Source organism: Paraburkholderia sp. RL18-085-BIA-A, from assembly GCF_046027075.1.
Classification (GTDB): domain Bacteria; phylum Pseudomonadota; class Gammaproteobacteria; order Burkholderiales; family Burkholderiaceae; genus Paraburkholderia.
The window spans coordinates 1-24,070 of sequence record NZ_JARESU010000019.1 but is presented as its reverse complement, the minus strand read 5'-3'; the positions used below and the strand labels follow the sequence as shown (position 1 = coordinate 24,070).

18 protein-coding genes are annotated in these 24,070 nt (G+C 63.8%); 7 read left to right on the top strand and 11 right to left on the bottom strand.

The genetic code is table 11. From position 1 onward, the window contains the following. Positions 1-39: 39 nt before the first annotated feature. Both P0D89_RS15555 and P0D89_RS15550 read left to right on the top strand, forming a co-directional pair. Positions 40-1,299 carry an MFS transporter gene (locus P0D89_RS15555; protein WP_408358007.1) on the top strand — a complete coding sequence of 420 codons (1,260 nt, stop codon included), beginning with the start codon at positions 40-42 and terminating at the stop codon, positions 1,297-1,299. 17 nt (positions 1,300-1,316) lie between these two features. Further along, positions 1,317-2,582, top strand: coding sequence for a D-amino acid dehydrogenase (locus P0D89_RS15550; RefSeq protein ID WP_408358006.1), 1,266 nt, complete (start codon positions 1,317-1,319; stop codon positions 2,580-2,582). Positions 2,583-2,799: 217 nt separating this feature from the next. Here P0D89_RS15550 and P0D89_RS15545 read toward each other — a convergent pair whose 3' ends face one another. The 3 genes from P0D89_RS15545 to P0D89_RS15535 form a co-directional block, all read right to left on the bottom strand. Continuing rightward, entirely contained in the window at positions 2,800-4,269 is a 1,470-nt protein-coding gene (locus P0D89_RS15545; protein WP_408358005.1) for a glutamate synthase subunit beta, read from the bottom strand. 131 nt (positions 4,270-4,400) lie between these two features. Further along, positions 4,401-9,104: a glutamate synthase-related protein gene (locus tag P0D89_RS15540; protein ID WP_408358004.1), complete on the bottom strand. Its 4,704-nt coding sequence runs from the start codon at positions 9,102-9,104 to the stop codon at positions 4,401-4,403. A 292-nt stretch (positions 9,105-9,396) separates the two neighbouring features. After that, entirely contained in the window at positions 9,397-10,104 is a 708-nt protein-coding gene (locus P0D89_RS15535) for a transposase (protein WP_408239860.1), read from the bottom strand. Between the two features lie 187 nt (positions 10,105-10,291). Here P0D89_RS15535 and P0D89_RS15530 point away from each other — a divergent pair, with 187 nt between their 5' ends. After that, positions 10,292-11,017 carry an OmpW/AlkL family protein gene (locus P0D89_RS15530; RefSeq protein ID WP_408358003.1) on the top strand — a complete coding sequence of 242 codons (726 nt, stop codon included), beginning with the start codon at positions 10,292-10,294 and terminating at the stop codon, positions 11,015-11,017. A 350-nt stretch (positions 11,018-11,367) separates the two neighbouring features. Further along, positions 11,368-11,748: an ElaB/YgaM/YqjD family protein gene (locus P0D89_RS15525; protein WP_408358002.1), complete on the top strand. Its 381-nt coding sequence runs from the start codon at positions 11,368-11,370 to the stop codon at positions 11,746-11,748. 166 nt (positions 11,749-11,914) lie between these two features. On the opposite strand, the gene P0D89_RS15520 is transcribed toward P0D89_RS15525, so the two are convergent. From P0D89_RS15520 to pilM, 7 genes are all read right to left on the bottom strand, one after another. Then, the gene (locus P0D89_RS15520) at positions 11,915-13,072 is read right to left on the bottom strand and encodes a deoxyguanosinetriphosphate triphosphohydrolase (protein WP_408358081.1); all 1,158 of its coding nucleotides are present in this window, start codon (positions 13,070-13,072) and stop codon (positions 11,915-11,917) included. A gap of 118 nt (positions 13,073-13,190) precedes the next feature. After that, the gene (aroB, locus tag P0D89_RS15515; protein ID WP_459252673.1) at positions 13,191-14,267 is read right to left on the bottom strand and encodes a 3-dehydroquinate synthase; all 1,077 of its coding nucleotides are present in this window, start codon (positions 14,265-14,267) and stop codon (positions 13,191-13,193) included. 8 nt (positions 14,268-14,275) lie between these two features. After that, entirely contained in the window at positions 14,276-14,827 is a 552-nt protein-coding gene (locus P0D89_RS15510; protein WP_408358000.1) for a shikimate kinase, read from the bottom strand. Positions 14,828-14,933: 106 nt separating this feature from the next. Further along, complete coding sequence (locus P0D89_RS15505) at positions 14,934-16,640, bottom strand: type IV pilus secretin PilQ (RefSeq protein WP_408357999.1); 1,707 nt, start codon at positions 16,638-16,640, stop codon at positions 14,934-14,936. After that, the gene (locus P0D89_RS15500) at positions 16,640-17,569 is read right to left on the bottom strand and encodes a hypothetical protein (protein ID WP_408357998.1); all 930 of its coding nucleotides are present in this window, start codon (positions 17,567-17,569) and stop codon (positions 16,640-16,642) included. Before P0D89_RS15500 ends, P0D89_RS15505 begins: the two co-directional genes overlap by 1 nt. Further along, the gene (locus P0D89_RS15495) at positions 17,566-18,291 is read right to left on the bottom strand and encodes a fimbrial assembly protein (protein ID WP_408357997.1); all 726 of its coding nucleotides are present in this window, start codon (positions 18,289-18,291) and stop codon (positions 17,566-17,568) included. The genes P0D89_RS15500 and P0D89_RS15495 overlap by 4 nt, the downstream gene beginning before the upstream one ends. Beyond that, on the bottom strand, positions 18,288-19,280 hold the full coding sequence (pilM, locus tag P0D89_RS15490) for a type IV pilus biogenesis protein PilM (protein ID WP_408357996.1): 993 nt from the start codon (positions 19,278-19,280) through the stop codon (positions 18,288-18,290). The genes P0D89_RS15495 and pilM overlap by 4 nt, the downstream gene beginning before the upstream one ends. A gap of 255 nt (positions 19,281-19,535) precedes the next feature. On the opposite strand from pilM, the gene P0D89_RS15485 reads away from it, so the two are divergent. Then, a complete protein-coding gene (locus P0D89_RS15485; protein WP_408357995.1) occupies positions 19,536-21,932 on the top strand; it encodes a penicillin-binding protein 1A in 2,397 nt (798 codons plus the stop codon). A 140-nt stretch (positions 21,933-22,072) separates the two neighbouring features. On the opposite strand, the gene cyaY is transcribed toward P0D89_RS15485, so the two are convergent. Further along, on the bottom strand, positions 22,073-22,390 hold the full coding sequence (gene cyaY / locus P0D89_RS15480; protein ID WP_408357994.1) for an iron donor protein CyaY: 318 nt from the start codon (positions 22,388-22,390) through the stop codon (positions 22,073-22,075). A gap of 35 nt (positions 22,391-22,425) precedes the next feature. Here cyaY and P0D89_RS15475 point away from each other — a divergent pair, with 35 nt between their 5' ends. Next, positions 22,426-22,782, top strand: coding sequence for a lipoprotein (locus tag P0D89_RS15475; protein WP_408357993.1), 357 nt, complete (start codon positions 22,426-22,428; stop codon positions 22,780-22,782). 9 nt (positions 22,783-22,791) lie between these two features. Continuing rightward, a complete protein-coding gene (gene lysA / locus P0D89_RS15470; RefSeq protein ID WP_408357992.1) occupies positions 22,792-24,054 on the top strand; it encodes a diaminopimelate decarboxylase in 1,263 nt (420 codons plus the stop codon). Positions 24,055-24,070: the final 16 nt, after the last annotated feature.

Genomic DNA, 24,070 nt, shown 5'->3' with positions numbered 1-24,070 from the left:
AGCCCCGCAGGCAGAAAGACCTGGAGACCACAACACAACATGGCTTCTGTCCAATGGTTCGCCGAACTGTCCACGCGCGAGCGCCGCACGCTTTACGCCGGCTTCGGCGGCTACGCAGTCGATGCCTTCGACTTCATGATCTACTCGTTCCTCATTCCAACGCTGATCGCGACGTGGGGGATGACCAAAAGCGAAGCGGGCCTGATCGCCACCAGTTCGCTAATCTCGTCGGCACTAGGCGGTTGGCTTGCAGGCATTCTCGCCGACCGCCACGGCCGCATCCGTGTGCTGCAATGGACCATCGCCACCTTCGCGATCTTCACTTTCCTGTCGGGCTTCACGCAGTCGTTCTGGCAACTGCTCGCTACGCGGACGCTGCAAGGCATCGGCTTCGGCGGTGAATGGTCGGTCGTGACGATCATGATGGCCGAGACCATCCGCTCGCCGCAGCATCGCGCCAAAGCCGTTGGCACCGTGCAGAGCAGCTGGTCGTTCGGCTGGGCGGCGGCGGCCATCGTCTACTGGGCGGCCTTCGCGTTGTTGCCGGAACAATACGCATGGCGTGCGTGCTTCTGGGTCGGCCTGCTGCCCGCGGCGTGGATCATCTATATCCGCCGCAACGTGAGCGATCCTGAGATCTACCTCGAAACGCGCCGCGCGCGGGAAGGCGGCTTCGACACCTCGCACTTCATGCAGATCTTCTCGGCCGCGCACGTGAAGACCACGCTGCTCGGCAGCGTGCTGTGCAGCGGCATGCTCGGCGGCTATTACGCGATCACCACGTGGCTGCCGACCTATCTGAAGACCGTGCGCCATCTGTCGGTGTTCAACACCAGCGGCTATCTGATCGTGCTGATTGTGGGGTCGTTCACTGGCTATATCGTCGGCGCGATTCTGTGCGACAGAATCGGCCGGCGCGCGTCGTTCGTGCTGTTCGCGATCGGCTCCTTCGTGCTGGGCATCGTCTACACGATGCTGCCGGTCACCGACATGATGATGCTCGCGCTCGGCTTTCCGCTCGGGATCGTCGTGCAAGGGATTTTTGCCGGCGTGGGCGCATATCTGTCGGAGCTTTATCCGAACGAGATACGCGGATCAGGCCAAGGCTTCTGCTACAACCTGGGGCGCGGGGTCGGTTCGTTCTTTCCGATTCTGGTCGGCACACTGTCGCAGTCCATGACGCTCGTGAAGGCGATGGGCATCGTGGCCGGCTCCGGTTATCTGCTCGTGATCGTCGCCGCGCTGTGTCTGCCGGAGACCAAGGGCAAGGTGCTCGGCACGACCCGCTCCGCAGCCTGAATTCGCCGTACATACACATGAAAACAATCGTTCTCGGCGGCGGCGTGATCGGCGTCGCCAGCGCTTTTTACCTGTGCCAGCACGGCTGCGATGTCACGGTGATCGAGCGCGAACCCGACGTCGCGCTCTCCACCAGTTTCGGCAACGCCGGAGTGATCGCGCCGGGCTACGTGACGCCGTGGGCCGCGCCGGGCATGCCGGCAAAAATTATCAAATACCTGTTCAAACCGGCCTCGCCGCTGATCTTCCGCCTCACGTTCGATCCCGCTCAATGGCGCTGGATCGTGCTCTGGCTGCGCGAATGCGAGCTCGAACGCTTTCGCGTCAACAAGCAGCGGATGCAGCGCATCGCTTACTACAGCCGCGAATGCCTGCACGAGTTTCGCGGCCATCATCCGTTCGACTACGGCCGCAGCCAGGGTTATCTGCAACTGTTCCGCAGCGAGTACGACGTCGAACTCGCGCAACCGGCGCTCGCGGTGCTGCGCGATGCGGGCATCGTGCATCGGGAAGTCAGCGCCGCGCAGTGTGTCGATATCGAACCGGGCTTGCGCTGGGCGCGTCAGGCGCCACTTTCCGGCCTCTATCTGCCGAACGACGAAGCCGGCGATTGCGCCCGCTTCACTCGCGAACTGCGGGCGATCTGCGAGCGCAACGGCGTGCGTTTTCGCTTCGATACCCGCGTCGCGTCGCTCGATGTGCAAGGTGGTGCGGTGCGCGGCGTGCGTATCGAAAGTGAGCGCGGTCACGAGACTCTGCCGGCCGATGCGGTGGTGGTGGCGCTGGGCGTCGATAGCGCGCCGCTGCTTGCAGCGCTCGGCGTCAAAGTGCCGCTCTATCCGGTAAAGGGCTATTCGGCAACGCTGCCCATCACTGATGAAGAGAAAGCGCCGCGCGCCGCGCTGATGGACGAGTCGCTGAAGACGGCGATCACCCGCTTCGGCAACAACTTGCGGGTCGCCGGCACGGCGGAACTGGGTAATCGCCAGACCACTTTGCGCGAGCAGGCGCTGCAAACGTTGATGAAAGTACTTGGCGACTGGTTCCCACACGCGGCCAATCCCACGTCCGCGCATTTCTGGGTCGGCCGCCGTCCGATGACACCCGACGGCGCGCCGCTGCTCGGTCCGTCGGGCGTCGACAAGCTGTGGCTGAACCTTGGGCACGGCTCGACGGGTTGGGCGATGTCGATGGGCTCGGGGCGAGTGGTCGCGGATCTGATCGCGCAGCGCGAGCCGGAGATTGATCTCGACGGGCTGACCTTGGCGCGGTATCGGAGGTAACGGCGCGCTTGCGGCACGCACGCAACCCGCCGGACGTTAAAAAGCCGGGTCCACCTTCTCGGTGGCCCGGCTTTGTTTTTCACCGCTTTGATGTACCGCTTATGTGCCGATGTTCAGCACATTGTCGTCTCCACCTCTTCCTGCAAGCAGTGGCCGGTTTCCGTGCGTCACGCCAAGCCACAGCGCAAACTAACGGGGGCAACCGGCCGGAGACGTTTTAGCGCGGCAGTTCCGAATGACCCATCAGGAACGAATCGACCGAACGTGCGCACTGACGGCCTTCACGGATTGCCCACACCACCAGCGACTGGCCGCGACGCATGTCGCCCGCGGTGAACACCTTGTCCACCGACGTGTAATACGCCTTGTCGCCTTCGGTCGACGAGCGCACATTGCCGCGCGCATCCTTGTCGACGCCGAATGCTTCGAGCACCGGCGAGACCGGCTGCGTGAAGCCCATGGCGAGCAGCACCAGATCGGCCTTCATTTCGAATTCCGAGTTCGGCACTTCCTGCATCTTGCCGTCCTTCCATTCGACGCGCGCGGCGATCAGCTTCTCGACCTTGCCGTTCTTGCCTTCGAGGCGCTTGGTCGCAACCGACCAGTCGCGCTCGCAACCTTCGTCATGCGACGACGACGTGCGCAGCTTGATCGGCCAGTACGGCCACACGAGCGGCTTGTTCTCTTCTTCCGGCGGTTGCGGCAGCAGCTCGAATTGCGTTACGCTCTTCGCGCCGTGACGATTCGACGTGCCCACGCAGTCCGAACCCGTATCGCCGCCACCGATCACGACCACGTGCTTGCCCTTCGCGAGCAACTGGTTCGCGACCTTGTCGCCAGCATTGACCTTGTTCTGCTGCGGCAGAAATTCCATCGCGTAGTAGATGCCTTCCAGCTCGCGGCCCGGCACCGGCAGATCGCGCGGCATTTCCGAACCGCCGGCGATCACGACCGCGTCGAACTGTTCCTTCAGCTCGGCCGGCGTGATGGTTTCCTTCGCCGTGTTGCCGATGTGCTCCGGCAGCGAACCTTCCTTACCGATGAACACGTTGGCACGGAACGTCACGCCTTCGGCTTCCATCTGGCGCATGCGGCGGTCGATCAGCCACTTTTCCAGCTTGAAGTCGGGAATGCCGTAACGCAGCAGGCCGCCGATACGGTCGTTCTTCTCGAACACCGTGACATCGTGCCCCGCGCGCGCGAGTTGCTGCGCGGCGGCCAGACCAGCGGGGCCGGAACCGACCACGGCGACCTTCTTGCCAGTCTTGTGCTTCGGCGGTTGCGGCGCCACCCAGCCTTCGGTCCAGGCTTTGTCGATGATCGCGTGCTCGATCGACTTGATGCCGACCGGGTCGTCGTTGATGCCAAGCGTGCATGCCGCTTCGCACGGAGCCGGGCAGATGCGGCCCGTGAACTCCGGGAAGTTGTTTGTGGAGTGCAGCACTTCGATCGCGTTCTTCCAGTCCTGATGGAACACCAGGTCGTTGAAGTCCGGGATGATGTTGTTGACCGGGCAGCCGCTGTTGCAGAACGGAATGCCACAGTCCATGCAACGCGCGCCTTGAATCTTCGCTTCGTCGTCGGTCAATGCCGCGACGAATTCCTTGTAGTGCTTCACACGCGTGAGCGGAGCTTCGTACGCCTCGTGGCGGCGTTCGAACTCGAGAAAACCGGTTGCCTTGCCCATGTGGTTCTCTTCTCTATCTGTATCAGGTGGGGTGATCTACACCCACCGCGCGTCGAATCGTCGAGCGGCGGCGGGTACGGCTAAATGTGACGTCTGCGGTTCGCGCAGCAGTCTGGCCCGCGTCGGGTCCGTTAAGCGGCGAGTACTTCCTTGTTCGCCTTCTTCGCGGCCAGCTCGCCCAGCGCGCGCCTGTATTCGGTCGGGAACACCTTCACGAATTGACGGCGCGACGCATCCCAGTTTTCGAGCAGCGCCTTGGCACGCGGCGAACCGGTGAACTGGAAGTGACGCTCGATGAGGCCCTTGAGCAGCGCTTCGTCGGTTGTCGCGCGGTGCCACAGGCCCTTGTCGACCGTGCGTTCCTGTTCGGCCTGTTGCAAGACCGGATCGAGCGCGACCATCGACTTGTTGCACTTGCTCGCGAACGTGCCGTCTGGATCGAACAGATACGCGACGCCGCCCGACATGCCGGCCGCGAAGTTACGGCCCGTTTCGCCGAGCACGACCACCGTGCCGCCCGTCATGTATTCGCAACCGTGGTCGCCCGTGCCTTCGACAACCGCCGTCGCGCCCGAGTTACGCACGCAGAAACGCTCGCCCGCGACGCCGCGGAAGAATGCTTCGCCTTCGATCGCGCCATACATCACCGTGTTGCCGCAGATGATGTTCTCTTCCGACTTGCCGCGGAAATCGTTGGTCGGACGGATGATGATGCGGCCGCCCGACAGGCCCTTGCCCACGTAGTCGTTGCCGTCGCCAACCAGATCCAGCGTGACGCCCTTCGCGAGGAACGCGCCGAAGCTCTGACCCGCGGTGCCCTTCAACTGGATGTGAATCGAGTCGTCGGCCAGGCCGTCGTGGCCATACTTCTTCGCGATCGCGCCGGACAGCATCGCGCCGACCGTGCGGTTCACGTTGCGCACCGGCTGGATGAACGAGACGTGCTCGCCCTTCTCGATCGCCGCCTTCGCCTTCTCGATCAGCGTGTGGTCGAGTGCCTTGTCGAGGCCATGGTCCTGCACCTCGACATGCTTGCGCGCCACTTCAGCCGGCACTTGCGGCAGATAGAACACGCGCGAGAAGTCGAGACCCTTCGCCTTCCAGTGCTCGATGCCCTTCTTCGTATCCAGCAGTTCGGCGCGGCCGATCAGGTCGTCGAACTTGCGAATACCGAGTTGCGCCATGATTTCGCGCGCTTCTTCAGCAACGAAGAAGAAGAAGTTCACGACGTGCTCCGGCTGGCCCTGGAACTTCGCACGCAGCACCGGATCTTGCGTCGCGACGCCGACCGGGCAGGTGTTCAGATGGCACTTGCGCATCATGATGCAGCCTTCGACGACGAGCGGCGCCGTCGCGAAGCCGAACTCGTCCGCGCCGAGCAGCGCGCCGATCACGACATCGCGGCCGGTCTTCATCTGACCGTCGGCCTGCACGCGGATACGGCCGCGCAACTGGTTCAGCACCAGCGTCTGCTGCGTTTCGGCGAGACCCAGTTCCCACGGCGTGCCGGCGTGCTTGACCGACGACAGCGGCGAAGCGCCGGTGCCGCCGTCATGGCCGGCGATCACGACGTGATCGGCCTTAGCCTTCGCGACACCCGCGGCAACCGTGCCGACGCCCGATTCCGACACCAGCTTCACCGACACGCTGGAAACCGGGTTGACGTTCTTGAGGTCGTGAATCAGCTGCGCCAGATCTTCGATCGAGTAGATGTCATGGTGCGGCGGCGGCGAAATCAGGCCGACGCCCGGCACCGAGTAACGCAGCTTGCCGATGTACTCCGACACCTTGTGGCCCGGCAGCTGACCGCCTTCGCCCGGCTTCGCGCCCTGCGCCATCTTGATCTGGATCTGATCCGACGACGCGAGGTATTCCGCCGTCACGCCGAAACGGCCCGACGCCACCTGCTTGATCCGCGAGCGCAGCGAATCGCCGTCCTTCAACGGAATGTCGACGATCACTTCGTCGCCGATCACGGACTTCATCGTGTCGCCGTTCTTGATTGGAATGCCGCGCAGTTCGTTGCGATAACGGTTCGGATCCTCGCCGCCTTCGCCGGTGTTCGACTTGCCGCCGATGCGGTTCATTGCGACCGCCAGCGTGGCGTGCGCTTCGGTGCTGATCGAGCCCATCGACATCGCGCCGGTCGCGAAGCGCTTGACGATTTCCTTCGCCGATTCGACTTCGTCGAGCGGGATCGCCTTGGTCGGGTCGAACTTGAATTCGAACAGACCGCGGAACGTCATGTGACGCTTGGTCTGATCGTTGATCAGATGCGCGTATTCCTTGTACGTCTGGTACGAGTTGCTGCGCGCCGAGTGTTGCAGCTTGGCGATCGCATCTGGCGTCCACATGTGTTCTTCGCCGCGCACGCGGTATGCGTACTCGCCGCCCGCGTCGAGCATGTTCGCGAGGATCGGATTGTCGCCGAACGCTTCGCGGTGCAGACGGATCGCTTCTTCCGCGACGTCGAACAGACCAATGCCGCCGACCTTCGACGACGTGCCCTTGAAGTACTTCTGCACGAGGTCTTCAGCCAGGCCAACCGCTTCGAAAATCTGCGCGCCGGTGTAGGACATGTAGGTCGAAATGCCCATCTTCGACATGACCTTCTGCAGGCCCTTGCCGACTGCCTTGGTGAAGTTGTAGACCGCCTTCTCCGCCGACAGGTCGCCCTTCAGGCCGGCCGCGAGCTGGCCGAGCGTTTCCATCGCGAGGTACGGGTGCACGGCTTCGGCGCCGTAGCCCGCGAGCAGCGCGAAGTGGTGCGTTTCACGCGCCGAGCCGGTTTCGACGACCAGACCCGTACTCGTGCGCAGACCTTGCTGCACGAGGTGCGTATGGATTGCGGCGGTGGCCAGCAGCGCCGGAATCGCGACATTGTCGCGGTCCGTCTTGCGGTCCGACACGATCAACATGTTGTAGCCGGACTTGACCGCATCGACGGCTTCGGCGCACAGCGACGCAAGACGCGCTTCGATGCCTTCCTTGCCCCAAGCCACCGGATAGCAGATGTTCAGTTCATACGAGCTGAACTTGCCGCCCGTGTACTGATCGATCGCGCGGATCTTCGCGATGTCCTTGAAGTCGAGCACCGGCTGCGACACTTCGAGACGCATCGGCGGGTTGATGTTGTTCGTGTCCAGCAGGTTCGGCTTCGGACCGACGAACGACACCAGCGACATCACCATGTTTTCGCGGATCGGGTCGATCGGCGGGTTCGTCACCTGCGCGAACAGCTGCTTGAAGTAATGGTAGAGCGTCTTGTTCTTGTTGGACATGACGGCCAGCGGCGAGTCGTTGCCCATCGAGCCGACGGCTTCCTCGCCGGCTTGCGCCATCGGCGCCATCAGGAACTTGAGGTCTTCCTGGGTGTAGCCGAACGCCTGCTGGCGATCCAGCAAAGCAGCAGCTTCGCGGCGTTCCGTCGCGACGTCTTCGGCCTTCGGCTCGATTTCGTCGAGCTTGATCCGGACCGCGTCGATCCAGCTCTTGTACGGCTTGGCGTTCGCGAGGTTGTCCTTGAGTTCCTTGTCGTCGATGATGCGACCGTGCTCCATGTCGATCAGGAACATCTTGCCCGGCTGCAGACGCCACTTCTTGACGATCTTCGACTCGGGAATAGGCAGCGTGCCCGCTTCCGACGCCATGATGACCAGGTCGTCGTCCGTGACGATGTAGCGCGCCGGACGTAGACCGTTGCGGTCGAGCGTCGCGCCGATCTGGCGGCCGTCGGTGAAGGCGATCGCGGCGGGGCCGTCCCACGGCTCCATCATCGCGGCGTGGTATTCGTAGAACGCGCGGCGGTTGTCGTCCATCAGCGTGTGCTGCTCCCAGGCTTCCGGGATCATCATCATCATTGCGTGGACGAGCGGGTAGCCGGCCATCACGAGCAGTTCGAGACAGTTGTCGAACGACGCGGTGTCCGATTGGCCCGGATAGATCAGCGGCCACAGCTTCGGCAGGTCGTCGCCGAGCACGTGGCTCGCGATCGCGCCGGTGCGGGCGTTCAGCCAGTTGACATTGCCCTTCACCGTGTTGATTTCGCCGTTGTGGGCGATCATCCGGTACGGGTGAGCCAGTTCCCACGCCGGGAACGTGTTGGTCGAGAAGCGCTGGTGCACCAGCGCCAGCGCCGAGACAGTGCGCTCGTCCTGCAGGTCGCGGTAGTACACGCCGACCTGGCCCGCCAGCAGCAGGCCCTTGTAGACCACCGTGCGCGCCGACATCGACGGCACGAAGTATTCCTTGCCGTGCTTGAGCTTGAGCGCCTGGATGCGGTGGCTCGCGGTCTTGCGGATCACGTACAGCTTCCGTTCGAGCGCGTCGGTCACCATGATGTCCTTGCCGCGGCCGATGAAGATCTGGCGGATCAGCGGCTCGCTCGCCTTCACGGTCGGCGAAATCGGCATAGTGTGGTCGACCGGCACGTCGCGCCAGCCCAGCACCACCTGGCCTTCTGCCTTCACCGTGCGCTCCAGTTCCTGCTCGCAGGCGAGGCGCGACGCGTGTTCCTTCGGCAGAAACACCATGCCGACGCCATATTCGCCGTTCGGCGGCAGCGTCACGCCCTGCTTGGCCATTTCATCGCGATAGAAGCCGTCCGGGATCTGAATCAGGATGCCCGCGCCGTCGCCCATCAGCGGATCGGCGCCGACAGCGCCCCGGTGGTCGAGGTTCTCGAGAATCTTCAGACCTTGCTGGACGATCTCGTGGCTTTTCTTGCCCTTGATGTGAGCGACAAAGCCGACGCCGCAGGCGTCATGTTCGTTTTGCGGGTCGTACAGACCTTGCGCGGCGGGAACCGGGTGAATCGGTTGCTGGTGGTCGTTCATGGGGACACCGTCTGTGAGGGGGCCGGACAGGCCGTTAAACCGTTTTTCTATTGCCGCAGTTTGCGTTGCAACCGCGACGGCGTTTCCGAACGGCGCGCTGCGCGTATCAAAAATGCCGGAATTCGGAATATACGCGACGAATCAATGGAATAGCAAATAAAACGTAATGATAAGACCCCGATTATCAAATTGGTGCATTGCGGCTTGTTTTTATTGGTGCCATATCAAAATGGGGCAAAAGAAAACGGCATCTGACGTGCCGTTTCCATATAGCCCTTTGATGTGAAACGCTTTATGACGTGTGCGGCGTCTCGCGCACCTTGCGCGGCCGGCCGCGCGGCAGCGGCGAAACGCGCCGGTTTGCGGCCCGCGCCGCCCATTCCCGATAAGTGTCGCTGCCCAGAACCCAGCCTTTCAGCGTGGCCTGCTGGAGCTGACTGGCTTCGCGCTCGTCGAGCGGCTGCTCGCACAACTCGCGATACGCGCGCTGCCGCTCGAACGGCGTGTTGCCCAGCGACCAGTACAACGGATGGTCGGTGATCAGGCTGTCGAGCGTGAGGCCGATGTGGTGCCGGTAGCTCGACCAGCGATAGTCCTCCGGCGCGCTGACGAGTTGGGCGCGCACCGGACACATCTCGACGACACGGCTCGCCAGCAGGAAGTAGCGCTCGCCCTCGATCACCGTGGCCCGGTAGCGCCCCTCCCACAGCGTGCCGCGCCGCGCGTAGCGTCGATTGAAGTGCGCGACGTAGCGACGCCCGACGGCCTGCATCGCTTTCGGCAGGCTCGACTCCTCGGTGGGCGTGACGAGCAACTGCACGGCGCCCGGCATCAATGCATACGCGTGGATCGATAAGTGATGGTCGCGCGAAGCCGCTTTCAGACAGTCAATGAAGAGTTCGTAGTCCTGGTCGTCGACGAATGCGGGCTGCTGATCGAGCCCGCGGAGGATGACGTGCTGCGGCTGGTCAGGGACATAAAGACGTGCAAGCCGTGCCATGCTGGAGTATCCGATAGTCGCGTTGGTACATACCCGAAGGTCCGAAGAACCGCATGCGCCCGAGGTTCGGCGCACAGCGGCGAAGCCAGAAACCGCGCGCCGCTTAGGGAGAAAGCTCTAACCGCCGCGTATGGTTTGTTTCAAACGTTCTCGTCATAATGAGCGGGCCTTTTTTGGAGGAGCACATATGAAATTAAAACAGGCCGCAACGGGGATGGCAGTGCTAGCCTGCATGACAACGGCGGCACACGCACAATCGGCCGGTAGCTTTTACGTCACGACGGGCTGGCTCCATCTGGCGCCTCAATCGAGCAGCGACCCGTTGAAAGTAACAAGCATTGGCGGCAGCCCGACCAACATCACAGAAGCCAACACTGGTGCCTCACTCAGTTCAGCCGACACCATCGGCCTGGCTGCTGGTTACTTCATCACCGATCACATCGCAACCGAATTCGTGATCGGTTACCCGCCTACTTTCGACCTGGAAGGCACGGGCAGCCTCGAACAATTCGGCAAGCTGGGCCAGGCCAAACAGTGGAGCCCGACTCTGCTGTTCAAGTACTACTTCAATGCCCCGACTGCCGCGTTCCGCCCGTATCTTGGTGTTGGCGTGAGCCACATCTGGTTCACCGACGAAAAGATCACCAACAGCGCATTCGAAGCTAACGTTCTGCATGGTCCGACCAGCGTCTCGACGGATAGTTCGTGGGAGCCGGTGTTTAATGCCGGCTTCACGTACGCGTTCAATCAACACTGGTTCGCGGGCCTGTCGATCTCCTACCTGCCGCTCAGCACGACCGCCAAGCTGAACACCGCGGCCGCCACGCCGGTCGGTACGTTGACCGTGCAATCGCAAACCAAGATCAAGCTGAACCCGATCGTTAGCTACGTCAATATCGGTTACCGTTTCTAACGCTTCCAGAAAATGGGGGCCGTAGAGTTAGGGTAGTCGAATTTTCGTCGCTTGGACAACGCCGTTATCTATCCGATGACGGCGCTTTCGTTCGAGCGCGCGTAGTGAAGTCGGGCGCGGCGGACAGACGTGAGCATTTGTAAATTTGACCCGGACCGGCGTCGGCTCGTGCAATATCTGCTGAGGATCCTTGACCTGCGCCCCATGTGCGCAGAGGTTTGCGTGTTTGGCACCGAAGTTGCGTCCACAAGGTGTTTACCGCGTTGCACCGCGCCGCCGTGTATTCATGGCAAGGTGACGACTGACGTGACAACGCGTTGGACCCTTTTCACCTCACTGACGGAGCGACCATGACAGCACTTCCGAATACGAGAGACGCTCTCGGCGAATCCTGGACCAGTACCAGCCGCCGTGCGCGGCGCATCGCTCGCCACAGCCGTCACGCGGCCGAAGATATTGCGGGCGAGTTGCGCACCCTGTTGTCGGAACTCGAAGCCACGCTCACCGACGGCACGCAAGCCGACGCCGTGGCATTGCGCGGCAAGATTCGCAAACAGCTCGACGCGGCGCGCACGCGCCTGAACGATACCCGCGAGGCCGTGCGCGAACGTGCGGAAGTCGCGATCTCCGACGCCGACCATTACGTGCATGAAAATCCGTGGCAGACGATCGCGATCGTCGGTGGCGTTGCGCTGATTGCGGGCGCGCTATTCGCGTCGCGGTTGCGCTGAGTTGCGCTGAGTTGCACAGGACTAACTGATCGCGACGGCGGGCCGCCATCGTTCGGCGGCCTTGTTCGTGCCTTGGTTGATCGTGATTGCGAAGTGTGCGACAGCACCGCGCAGCGGTGCCATCCGCTGCCCGCGTGGGGGGGAGGCCGACGCGCGCTCGCGCCGCCTAGTTGTCGTCGATCACGAATAGCCGCTGGTATTCCTTCACCGCATAGCGATCCGTCATACCCGCGATGTAGTGGGCGATGAGACGCGGTTGCTGCGCCTCGTCCACGGATTGATAGCCGGGCGGCAACAGCCGCGGATCTTCCGTGAACGCGTCGAACAGGCCGACCACGACGCGACGCGCCTTGTTGGCCATGCGCATCACGCGGTAATGGCGGTACAGGTTCTTGAAGAGGAAACGCTTGAGCGTCGCGGCCTGCGCGGCAATGACATCGCTGTGCGCGACGAGCGGGGGCGCTGCGCGCACGCCGTCCAGCGAAGCCGGTGCATAGCGGACCAGATTCAGCTTGGTCGTATCGATCAGATCGACGATCAGCGTATTGATGATGCGGCGCACGGTCTCATGGATCAGCCTGCGTCCTTCGATCTGCGGAAAGTCGCGGCGCGCGGCGTCGTAGTGCGTCTGCCATAACTCCACTTCGGCAAGCTGCTCGATCGTGAGCAAACCCGAGCGCAAACCGTCGTCGACATCGTGATTGTTGTACGCGATCTCGTCGGCGACATTGGCGATCTGCGCTTCGATCGACGGCTGCCGTCCTTCGATAAAGCGCTCGCCCAGCGCGCCGAGCCGCCGTGCGTTTTCCCGCGAGCAATGCTTGAGGATGCCCTCGCGCGTCTCGAAGCACAGGTTCAGACCGTTGAATGCACCGTAGTGCTCCTCCAGGTCGTCGACGACCGCGAGACTTTGCAGGTTGTGCTCGAAACCGCCATGCTCGCGCATGCACTCGTTCAGCGCATCCTGCCCGGCATGGCCGAACGGCGTATGACCGAGATCGTGGGCAAGTGAGATGGCTTCGACGAGGTCTTCGTTGACGCGCAGATTACGAGCAACCGAGCGCGCGATCTGTGCGACTTCGAGACTGTGGGTCAGGCGCGTGCGGAACAGGTCGCCCTCGTGATTCACGAACACCTGGGTTTTGTACTCGAGCCGGCGGAACGCCGTCGAGTGGACGATGCGGTCACGATCCCGCTGGAATTCAGTGCGCGCGCTGGGCACCGCTTCGGGATAGCGGCGGCCGCGCGACTGGGCGGAATGAGCCGCGTAGGGCGCGAGGTGCGCTTCGAGTGCCTCCTGCGTCGGCACGGCGATCTCCGCCATGCCTGCCGCCGGGTCATGCTGTACATCGCCGCTGCGCCTGTCAGTCACCGGGTTCTCCGAAACATGGCGCCTCGTGACGCTGGCGCGTGATGCGTGGCTTGAATGGCTTCGTCGTTTTCTAGACAGCGGCGGCCAGCGTGGCGTGCACCTCGGCGTCGGGCGCCCGGGTGATCAGCGTCTCACCGAAACGCTTCAGCAGAATGAATTTGATCGCGCCGGCTTCCGCCTTCTTGTCGACCTGCATGAGTTCGATATAACGCGCTTCGCCGAGCGCGGGCGCGCGGGTCGGCAAATGCGCGGCGACGATCACGTCGACCAGACGCCGGCGCGCCGCTTCGTCGAGATAGCCCATGCGCACGGAGAGATCCGCCGCCATTGCCATCCCGCAGCCGACCGCCTCGCCGTGCAGCCACTCGCCGTAGCCGAGGCCGGCCTCGATCGCGTGGCCGAACGTGTGGCCGAAGTTGAGGATCGCGCGCAGTCCGCCTTCGCGTTCGTCGCGCGCCACCACCGACGCCTTGATTTCGCACGAGCGCTTGACCGCCTCGGTCAGCGCAGCGGGTTCGCAGCGATTCAGCGCCCCGATGTTGGCTTCGATCCAGTTGAAGAAATCAGCGTCGGCAATCGCGCCGGTCTTGATCACTTCCGCGACGCCCGCAGCCAGTTCACGCGCGGGCAGCGTGCGCAGCGCGCCGATGTCGGCGATCACCGCCTGCGGCTGGTAGAACGCGCCGATCATGTTCTTGCCGAGCGGATGATTGATGCCGGTCTTGCCGCCCACCGACGAATCCACCTGCGACAGCAACGTAGTGGGCACCTGAATGAACGGCACGCCGCGCATATAGCAGGCCGCGGCAAAACCCGTCATGTCGCCGATCACGCCACCGCCCAGTGCAATCAGCGTGGTCTTGCGGTCGGCGCGCGAGCCGAGCAGCGCGTCGAAAATCAGGTTCAGGGTTTCGAGGTTCTTGTGCGCCTCGCCGTCCGGCAACACGACCGTCGACACCTGTTTGCCGAGCGGCGCCAGCGCGGCGCGCAGCGCGTCGCCGCAGAGCGGGTCGACCGTGGTGTTCGTGACGATGGTGACCGAGCTGCCCGCGATGTGCGGCGCGAACAGCGCGGTCTGGCCGATCAGGTCGGCACCGATATGGATGGGGTAGGCGCGTTCGCCCAGTTCGACGTTGACGGTAATCATACGGTCCATTATGACGCAGGATGTTTGGCGACGCCGGCCATCTCGAGCTGCATCAGAACCATATTGACGAGTCCGTTGACCGAAGGCCGGCCGGTTTCAATCACGAAATGCGCGCATTCGCGGTAAAGCGGATCGCGCACTTCGTAGAGCGCTTCGAGACGCGCCTTGGGGTCTTCCGTCTGCAAAAGCGGGCGATTCTTGTCGCGCCGCGTGCGCAGCCACAGATCGTGAGGATTGGCGCGCAGATAGATCACGACGCCGCGATTTTGCAGCGCCGCGCGGTTTTCCGGCCGCAGCACCGCGCCGCCGCCGGTTGCCAGCACAATATTGTCGCGCCCGGTCAACTCGGCGATCACACTCGCCTCGCGCTCGCGAAAACCGGCTTCGCCTTCCAGCTCGAAGATCACCGGGATGCGCGCACCCGTGCGCGCCTCGATCTCGTGGTCGGAATCGAAGAACGGGCGATCGAGACGGCGCGCAATGGCCCGGCCCACGGTGGTTTTCCCGGCCCCCATGAGCCCTACAAAAAATACGTTGGCGTGTGCGTCCCGCGCTTGCAACGGTGTCCTCTGGCTAATCCGGTATGGTTCGTGCCGCAGCTTACTGGCAAAGCGGCTGCCTTGTCGAGCCTGCGCGCCGCCGCTGGCGAGCGGCGGCAGCCTGCCCCTAATTTATCGCAACAACGCGCGGCGTGATGAAAACAGCCAGTTCACTGCGCGCGTCGCGATGCGCCCGATTGCGAAAAAGCGCGCCCAAAATCGGTATTTTGCCCAGGACAGGGACCCTGGTCACATCGTCCCGCTCGTCGGTTGCGTAAATTCCGCCGATCGACACCGTACCACCATCCTCGACTTCGACGCGCGTTTGCACGTGTTTGGTGTTGATCGCGGGCCCGGCGTCGGTCTGCTCGCCGACGCTGTCCTTGGCGACATCGAGGTCCAGCACCACGCGGCCGTCCGGCATGATTTGCGGCTCGACCTCCAGTTTGAGCGTGGCCCGGCGAAACTGCACGCCCGACACACCCTGCCCCACCTTGGCCTGATACGGTAACTCGGTGCCCTGTTCGACCACCGCTTTCATCCGATCCGCGGTGACGACCCGCGGACTCGAAACGATTTTCCCCTGCCCTTCGGCTTCGAGCGCGCTCAACTCCAGGTTCAGCAGCCGCGTCGCGCCGGCTGCGAACAGCGTCAAGCCGGCGGTGGCGGCGTCGAAGCCGGAAATCGGCCGGGCGGCCAGATCGTAGACCGTGCCGTCCGTGCCGCCGCGCAAGCCCTTTGCCGTACCGTCCGTGCTAGTGGCCGCCAGCGCGAGCCGCACGCCGAGATTGCGCGAAAAGCCGTAATCGCCCTCGACGATCTGCGCTTCGATCAGCACCTGACGGGTCGGACGGTCGACGGACCCGAGCAGCGCCGCAATCTGCTCCAGCCGTCCAGCGAGATCGGTCACGAACAGCAGATTGGTGCGCGGGTCGGCGGTCACGGCGCCGCGCTTGGACAGCACGCGTTGGGCGCCAGAGCCGGTCAAGAGGCGCCGCACGTCCTCGGCGTGCGCGTAGTGCAGCTCGAACGTGCGGCTTGCGAGCGGTTCGAGATCGGCGGCCCGCGCATGCGCTTCGAAGCGTTGCCGCTCGCGCGCGGCCAGATCCGCCATCGGCGCGACCCAGATCACGTTGCCGTGGCGCTCCATCGCCAGGTTGTTGACGTCGAGCAGGGTATCGAACGCGGTGCGCCACGGCACCTTGTCGAGCCGCAGCGAAACGGCCCCGCGCACCCGTTCGCTCGCGACGAAGTTCAACCCCGTGAACTGCGCGAACGCCTTGAGCACGGCGCCGAGTTCGGCTCGCTGGAAGTTCAGCGAGATCGGTTTGTCGTCGGCGGCGAGCGCGGCGTCGGCGGCGTTTTTCGGCGTGTCGCTCAGACGCATGCGCGGCGGCAGCGGCACCGGCGGACCTTCGAGCGCCGTGGAGCCGCCGGCATCGTCACGAGCCGGAGCGGCCGATTGCTTGCCAAGCGGCACCGAACCTTCGACGGCGGCGGCGAAGTCGTCCGCATTGATATTGCCTGATGGCGCGGCCAGTCGCGGCGCGCCCGAGTCGTCAACTGCATCGTCGCGAAACGGGTTCGGCACTTCGCTGGACTGAGCGCGCGGCAGCGGGGCTGCGCCGTACGCGGTGTCGGCTGGCGCGACGGCGTCGTCGAGCGGCATATAGCTCGGCAGCGGCGGCAGCGCAGCCCGCGCAATACCGGCGCTTAGCGCAGCGCTGACATACAGGCCGACACACACTCGAACGCAGAGGTACACGCCCACGCCAGGAGAAGCGCGACTGCGAACGCGTGAGAACATGGTCGGCAACGGCGTTGCGAGGCTCATCACGAAGCCTCCGCCAGCGCGAGCGTGCGCGTCGTGCCAGCTTTAACGAGCGTAATGCCGAGCGTGTCGAGCTTCGTCACGCGCTCCGCGCCCAGCTGCTGTCCCTTCTCGACGGTGGCAACGCCGTCTGGCGTATCAAGCAAGGCCAACCCGCGCGTGCGATCGCGCAGCACGCCGACCAGACGCACTTGCGAAACATCGGGCGGCTCGCCGGCTGCGCGCATCTGCGGCTGCAAGAACGGATCGAAGAACACGACGTCCTCGTCGTCGTCCGAATCGAGGCTCGTGTCGTCAAGCACGAGCGCGGCATCATTCGCGGAAACCGGCCGCAGCGCGCTAAACACGCGCAGGGTCGCGCTCACCGATAACGCGGCCGTGTCCTGTTTGACGGTGATGTCGACGGGAACGATCAGCACTGGCAGGTCCGACAGCGCATGCAGAAACGCCATCAGGTGGACGAAGTCCGTGTGCGCGGTGAACTGCAAAGGACGCATGCTTTCGACACCCTCGCCGCTGGCGGCGCCGGGTTCGACTGCAAGCAACGCGACGCCATTCTGTGCGGCCAGCTCGGAGACGATGCGTACGTCGTCCGCGGAACTCCACGGCGCGCCCGACGGGACAACCGGCGCGACCGGCGTGGCCGCCGCGGCACGACGTAGCAAGGGCAATTGCGTCAGCGCGCGCCTCGCATCCGCGAGACGCTGAACGCTCACCGCCAACGCCGCGCGGCTCGTCTCGACTCTGCCGAGATCGGCGACGATCCAGCCATGCGCGCCAAGGCCAAACACCAACGCAAAGATCAGCAGCGCGACCGCCCAGCGGCGGCGCCGGCTCCATGCATCGAGCGGCACCCGCAGCCGCGTCAGCCATTGGGAAAGGGAGAGTTGGGCGCTTGCCGCGCCGCCCGATTCGAAAAAAATCGTACTCATTTTGCACCTCCTGATGGTTCGGACTTAACGGGACCCGCAGCCGGAGATCCGGCTCTCTTAGTGGCTTTCGGCGCCGGGTCATCCCAATGCAAGCGCGCGCCGAACTCGACCAGACCGCTCACGCTGTCATCTCCTCGCGCGCTGCCGCGTGTCGCCGGACGATGCAAGTCGTTCATTTGCGCCCCCTTCACGCCGCGAATCGCACTCAAACGCTTGAGCCACTCGGCCGACGCGAGATGGCTGCGCGACGTCGCCAGCAACTCCGTCTCGTGCTCGCGCTGGCGCAACTGGCGCAACACCACGCCGTCGCCCGGTTCGAAACTCAGTGCTTCGAGCAGGTCGAGCAGATGTTGGAGCGGCTCGGACAAGCTCGCCGCACGTGCCGCGTTGTTGCGCTGCTCGTCTTGTGTGCGGAGCAATTTCGCGTGCTCCGCGAGCGGCGCGCTCAATTGCATAAGGGACTGTTCGAACGACGCGCGATAGGCATCGAGCCGCGCTTTGTCGAACGCCTGCCACGCGGCCAACGCGAGAATGGCCGCACATCCGGCGAGCGCTGCGGCGATCCATTCGCGCACGCGAGCCTGCCGCGCGAGCCGCGCATTGCGTTGCCGGTAGGGCAGCAGATTGAAGCCGCCGAGCCACGGCTGAACCAAACGCGCACCGCGCGACGCAGCCGACGCGTTCGGACCGGCTGCGCGCAAAAGCAAAAGGCCGTGCATCATTCGAGCACCCCGCGCAACGCAAGCCCGAACGCCACCGCGCTGGCGGGCTCATGCAGCAACTCATCGTCGAGCGGCCGCACGAGACCGCCCAGCGCGGCGCATTCGAACGGCAGCACCGTGCAGCCCAATACGTCCGCGATATCCGCCAGCGAGAAGCCCACGCCTTCGAGCAGATCGATTTCGCCGCTCACCAACGCGCAGTCGAGCACGGGTCCGTGGACGAGATCGCGCAACGCGTCGGCCAGGTCGGCATGCTCCGGCGCCGGGTAGCGCATTTCGCCGGCGATGCTGTCGTCGACAATTCGCCACCCGTACACGCCGTCCGTACCGATCCACAACGCCGCATACGGCTCGTGCTGATCGAGTTCGCGGCTTGCCGCGTAGCGCATTGCGCGCAACGCCGCATGCGGTTCGCCGTCGACGGCTGTGAGCGAGATGCCCGCGGTCGCCGCGCATTCCATGCGTGCTTCGAGATGCTGACGCGCAGTGGCGGCGATCTTCACCGAGCGGACCGGGGAAGGTGTTTCTTCGACAAACCAGTCGACCGCCAGCGCGTGCCTTTCGAGACCGGCGATGCGCTCCGCCTCGCCCATCACCGCGGGCTCCAGTTCAGCCAGCGCCGGTCCGCCGTCTTCCGCGCAATGGCTTTGCGCCGCGAGCCGCGCGAGCGGCACCGTGGTAGTCAAGGTGGCCGACGCAGGCACCGCCATCGCGCAACGCAACGCGTGCGTCGCACACGCGCGCGGCAGTCCGGCAAACACGTCGCGCAACGCGCGCGCCACCGCCTGGCGGTCGGCGATTTCGGCGCCGGCCATCGCGCCGGCGTGCAGCGGCACGGTCCTGAGGTACTCGAGATACAAAGCGCCGCGTGCGCGCGAGCGCTGGCTCACCACCACCAGACGCACGTTTTGCGAACCCACATCGATCCCGGCGGCAAACCGCTGCCGGCCTGAATGCACTGTCTGAAGCCACGAACTTTTGAACACCATCACGCCCTCCCTCTGACTCACGCGACGAACCATTCGAACGCGAGTGACGAAGGAGAATTGTGCGTAGCCGCGCCGCCGCGCGACACTCAGCCGAATGGCTAACGTTGAGCAACCGGCGCCCTGCATGCGATCAAAGCGACTACAGTGAAGTCATTCCCGCACCGCGCACGCGAACGTGTCGAGCCCTGTCTGTAAGCACGCCGAAAGCTCAAAAGCGAGGCGGCTATAATCGCGGGACTGTTTTTTGGTGCACATATGCAATCAACGTCTCCCACGTCCCCGCCGCCCGCGCCTCAGAAGCGCAAACGTCCGCTATGGATCAAGCTCATCATTGGCTTTTTCGGACTGATCGTCGCTGGCATTCTGTGCGTGCTACTGGTGCTCGGTTATGCGCTCGTCGTCGCCACGCCGAACCTGCCCTCGCTCGACGCACTGACCGACTATCGTCCGAAAGTGCCGCTGCGCATCTACACGGCCGACCATGTGCTGATCGGTGAATTCGGCGAGGAGCGGCGCGACATCGTGCATATCCAGGACGTGCCCGATAGTCTGAAGAAGGCAATCCTCGCGATCGAAGACGCGCGCTTCTACGATCACGGCGGCGTCGACCTCACCGGCATCGCGCGCGCCGGCTTCGTCGCGCTGACCAACGGCCACGCCACCCAGGGCGCCAGCACGATCACGATGCAGGTGGCGCGCAACTTCTTCCTGTCGAGCGAGAAGACCTACACGCGCAAGATCTACGAGATGCTGCTCGCGTACAAGATCGAGTCGAAGCTGACGAAAGATCAGATTCTCGAGGTGTACATGAATCAGATCTATCTCGGTCAGCGTGCGTATGGTTTCGCGAGCGCGGCGCGGGTGTACTTCGGCAAGGACCTGAAAGATCTGACGCTGGCCGAGTCGGCCATGCTGGCCGGTCTGCCGAAGGCGCCTTCCGCGTATAACCCGGTCGTCAATCCGAAGCGCGCGAAGGTGCGGCAGGAGTACATCCTGCAGCGCATGTACGAACTGCACTACATCACCCAGGAACAATACGACGAGGCAAGCAAACAGCCGCTCGTCGTCAAGGGCGCCGGCAAGGAATTCAGCGTGCACGCGGAGTACATCGCGGAGATGGTGCGGCAGATGATGTACGCGCAGTATCGCGAAGAGGCGTACACGCGCGGCCTGAACGTCGTGACCACGATCGACTCCGCCGATCAGGACGTCGCTTACCGGGCGCTGCGCAAAGGTCTGATGGACTATGAACGCCGTCATGGCTATCGCGGCCCGGAGGCGTTCATCGATCTGCCGTCCGATACGCAGGACCGCGAACAGGCGATCGACGACGCGTTGCTCGAACATCCGGACAACGGCGAGATCATCGCCGCCGTCGTCACCGCGGCGAGCCCGAAGCAGGTGCAGGCCACGTTCATCGACGGCAATGTCGCGACCATCCAGGGCGACGGCCTGCGCTTCGCGCAATCCGCGCTCAATGCGCGCGCGCAGCCGAATCAACGTGTGCGGCCCGGCGCGATCATCCGGCTCGTGAAGAACGACGACGGCGACTGGTCGATCACGCAATTGCCGCAAGTGGAAGGCGCATTCATTTCGATCATTCCGCAAGACGGCGCGATCCGCGCGCTGGTCGGCGGCTTCGACTTCAACAAGAACAAGTTCAATCACGTGACCCAGGCGTGGCGCCAGCCGGGTTCGAGCTTCAAGCCGTTCATCTATTCGGCGTCGCTCGAAAAGGGACTCGGGCCGGCCACCATCATCAACGACGCGCCGCTCTTTTTTACCGCCGCCGAAACCGGCGGCCAGGCGTGGGAGCCGAAGAACTACGGCGGCGGTTTCGATGGTCCGATGACGATGCGCACCGCGCTACAGAAGTCGAAGAACCTGGTGTCGATCCGCATCCTGAACCAGATCGGCACGAAATACGCGCAGCAGTACATCACGCGTTTCGGCTTCGACGCGGATCGTCACCCCGCTTATCTGCCTATGGCGCTCGGCGCGGGTCTCGTCACGCCGTTGCAGATGGCGGGCGCGTTCTCGGTGTTCGCGAACGGCGGCTACCGGATCAATCCGTATCTGATCGCCGAAGTCACCGATCAGCGCGGCATCGTGGTCGCGCACGCGCAGCCGCTGGTGGCCGCGCAAAGCGCGCCGCACGCGATCGAGCCGCGCAACGCGTACGTGATGAACAGCTTGCTGCAGAGCGTCGCGCAACGCGGCACGGGCGCGAAAACCAACGTGCTCAAGCGCACCGATCTGGCCGGCAAGACGGGCACGACCAACGATTCGCGTGACGCGTGGTTTGCCGGTTTTCAGCACACGCTCACGGCGATCGCGTGGATCGGCTACGACAATCCGCGCAGTCTCGGTGACAAGGAAACCGGCGGCGGCCTCGCGTTGCCGGTGTGGATCGAGTACATGGGCCGCGCGCTCAAAGGCGTGCCGGAGTACAAGATGGCTCGTCCCGACGACGTGACCGAAATCGGCTCGGAACTGTATTTCGACGACTTCACGCCGGGGCATGGTTTCGTCGCGACGGTCGGCGTCAGTCAGGCGACGCTGGACGCGGAGGCGAGCGCGGCCGCGGCTGCGCCCCAGCAGGTCGGCGAACAGGAAAAGCAGGACATCATGAATCTGTTCCGCGGACACTGACGCTTTTGTCTGCTGCCGTTTGAAAAAACAAAACCGCCGCGCTCGAGAGAAGCGCGGCGGTATTGCTTTGAGCGTTTGATCTGGGCTACACGGCGGTGCTCGCCTTCGAGCACTCGAGCTCGCGAGCGAGCGTGCTGCTATTACGCCGTAAAGCGAACCGGCTCGCCAGCCTGCTGCGTCGCATACTCCGACAGCGCCGCAAAAAACTCGGTGCCGCTGCGCGTGTCGCGCCACTCGCCATCGACGAACCGGAAGTGAAACCCCCCCGCCTTCGCGGCAATCCAGATCTCGCTCATCGGCGGCTGAAGGTTGACGATGATCTTCGAGCGATTCTCGAATTCGAGCGTCAGTACGTTGCCGCTGCGTTCGAGTTCGATGTCGGCATCGGTGTCGTCGAGCGCGCGTTCGATGGCGGCTAGCGCGGCCTCCGCGCGGGTCAGGTAATCACTATCGGACATGCTAAACTCCATCGATTATTTATTCAGGGACAGTCATGCGAGTTGTATCTCGGATGCGCACGGCGGCGCCCGGCCGCGCGATTGTAGCGGTTTTAACCATTCTCGCAGGTTGTGCACTCGGTGGTTTGCTGGCTGGTTGTGGACAACGCGGCGCGCTCTACTTGCCGACCGTGCCGCCGCTGCCTGCCCCGCCCGCTCATCGCACGCAAACGCCGCCGCCGAACGAAGCGCAACCCGCGTCGGACACCGCCACCGACATGAGCACCATGCCGGATACCTCGGGCACGCCGCTCTCGCTGGCGCCGGAAACCGAACTCGCCACGCCGCCCGCTTCCGCTGCATCCGGTACCGCGGCCCCGCTGCCCGCATCCGCCGTCACCCCCGTTCAATAAGACTTTCGCATGACTCGATCCGCATTTGACTACGTCGACGGCGTATTACACGCTGAAGGCGTGTCCGCCGTCTCTCTCGCCGAACAGTTCGGCACGCCGCTGTACGTCTACTCGCGCGCCGCGCTCACCGAAGCATGGAACGCGTACGCCGGCGCCTGCGCGGGCCGTCGCGCGAGCGTGCATGTGGCCGTCAAGGCCAACAGCAATCTCGCGGTGCTCAACGTGTTCGCGCGTCTCGGCGCCGGCTTCGACATTGTGTCGGGCGGCGAACTGGCGCGCGTGCTGGCCGCCGGCGGCAAAGCGGAAAACACCGTGTTTTCCGGTGTCGGCAAGCACGCGGACGAGATGCGCGATGCGCTCGCGGCAGGCGTCAAATGCTTCAACGTCGAATCGATTCCCGAACTCGATCGCCTGAATGCGGTTGCGGCCGAAATGGGCAGGAAGGCGCCGGTGTCGTTGCGCGTGAATCCCGACGTCGATGCGAAAACGCATCCGTATATTTCCACGGGCCTGAAGTCGAACAAGTTCGGTGTCGCCTTCGAAGACGCGCGCGCCACGTATCAGGCCGCCGCCGCGATGACGAATCTCGAGGTGGTCGGCATCGACTGTCATATCGGTTCGCAAATCACAGAAGTCGCGCCTTATCTCGATGCAGTCGACAAGGTGTTGGACCTCGTCGAGCAAATCGAGCAGGACGGCGTGAAGATTCGCCACATCGATGTGGGCGGCGGTCTGGGCATCACCTACGACGACGAAACCCCGCCGGAGATCGGCGCGTTCGTGCGCACCGTGCTGGATCGCATCGAAGCGCGCGGTCACGGCCATCGCGAAGTGTATTTCGAACCGGGCCGCTCGCTCGTCGGCAACGCGGGCGTGCTGCTCACGCGCGTCGAGTTTCTGAAGCCGGGCGCAGAAAAGAATTTCGTGATCGTCGACGCGGCGATGACCGATCTCGCGCGCCCCGCGATGTACGACGCTTATCACGCGATCGACGCGGTGGCTAAGCGCGACGTGCCGGCTCATGTGTACGACGTGGTCGGCCCGGTTTGCGAAAGTGGCGACTGGCTCGGCCGCGAACGCCTGTTGGCGGTCGAACCCGGCGATCTGCTGGCGATCCGCTCGGCCGGCGCATACGGCTTCGTGATGAGTTCCAACTACAACACGCGTCCGCGTGCGGCCGAGGTGATGGTCGATGGTACACAGGCGCATGTGGTTCGCGCACGCGAAGAGGTCAAGCAACTGTTTGCGGGCGAAACAATTTTGCCGGCGTAAACGTTAATGCCTAAGC

Excerpts from the sequence above, each read along its gene's own strand:
- P0D89_RS15505 (WP_408357999.1), bottom strand. The coding sequence starts at position 16,640 with ATGAGCCTCGCAACGCCGTTGCCGACCATGTTCTCACGCGTTCGCAGT.
- P0D89_RS15545 (WP_408358005.1), bottom strand. The coding sequence starts at position 4,269 with ATGGGCAAGGCAACCGGTTTTCTCGAGTTCGAACGCCGCCACGAGGCG.
- lysA (WP_408357992.1), top strand. The coding sequence starts at position 22,792 with ATGACTCGATCCGCATTTGACTACGTCGACGGCGTATTACACGCTGAA.
- aroB (WP_459252673.1), bottom strand. The coding sequence starts at position 14,267 with ATGATTACCGTCAACGTCGAACTGGGCGAACGCGCCTACCCCATCCAT.
- P0D89_RS15535 (WP_408239860.1), bottom strand. The coding sequence starts at position 10,104 with ATGGCACGGCTTGCACGTCTTTATGTCCCTGACCAGCCGCAGCACGTC.
- P0D89_RS15520 (WP_408358081.1), bottom strand. The coding sequence starts at position 13,072 with ATGGCGGAGATCGCCGTGCCGACGCAGGAGGCACTCGAAGCGCACCTC.
- P0D89_RS15540 (WP_408358004.1), bottom strand. The coding sequence starts at position 9,104 with ATGAACGACCACCAGCAACCGATTCACCCGGTTCCCGCCGCGCAAGGT.
- P0D89_RS15525 (WP_408358002.1), top strand. The coding sequence starts at position 11,368 with ATGACAGCACTTCCGAATACGAGAGACGCTCTCGGCGAATCCTGGACC.
- pilM (WP_408357996.1), bottom strand. The coding sequence starts at position 19,280 with ATGGTGTTCAAAAGTTCGTGGCTTCAGACAGTGCATTCAGGCCGGCAG.
- cyaY (WP_408357994.1), bottom strand. The coding sequence starts at position 22,390 with ATGTCCGATAGTGATTACCTGACCCGCGCGGAGGCCGCGCTAGCCGCC.
- P0D89_RS15485 (WP_408357995.1), top strand. The coding sequence starts at position 19,536 with ATGCAATCAACGTCTCCCACGTCCCCGCCGCCCGCGCCTCAGAAGCGC.
- P0D89_RS15500 (WP_408357998.1), bottom strand. The coding sequence starts at position 17,569 with ATGAGTACGATTTTTTTCGAATCGGGCGGCGCGGCAAGCGCCCAACTC.
- P0D89_RS15475 (WP_408357993.1), top strand. The coding sequence starts at position 22,426 with ATGCGAGTTGTATCTCGGATGCGCACGGCGGCGCCCGGCCGCGCGATT.
- P0D89_RS15495 (WP_408357997.1), bottom strand. The coding sequence starts at position 18,291 with ATGATGCACGGCCTTTTGCTTTTGCGCGCAGCCGGTCCGAACGCGTCG.
- P0D89_RS15530 (WP_408358003.1), top strand. The coding sequence starts at position 10,292 with ATGAAATTAAAACAGGCCGCAACGGGGATGGCAGTGCTAGCCTGCATG.
- P0D89_RS15555 (WP_408358007.1), top strand. The coding sequence starts at position 40 with ATGGCTTCTGTCCAATGGTTCGCCGAACTGTCCACGCGCGAGCGCCGC.
- P0D89_RS15550 (WP_408358006.1), top strand. The coding sequence starts at position 1,317 with ATGAAAACAATCGTTCTCGGCGGCGGCGTGATCGGCGTCGCCAGCGCT.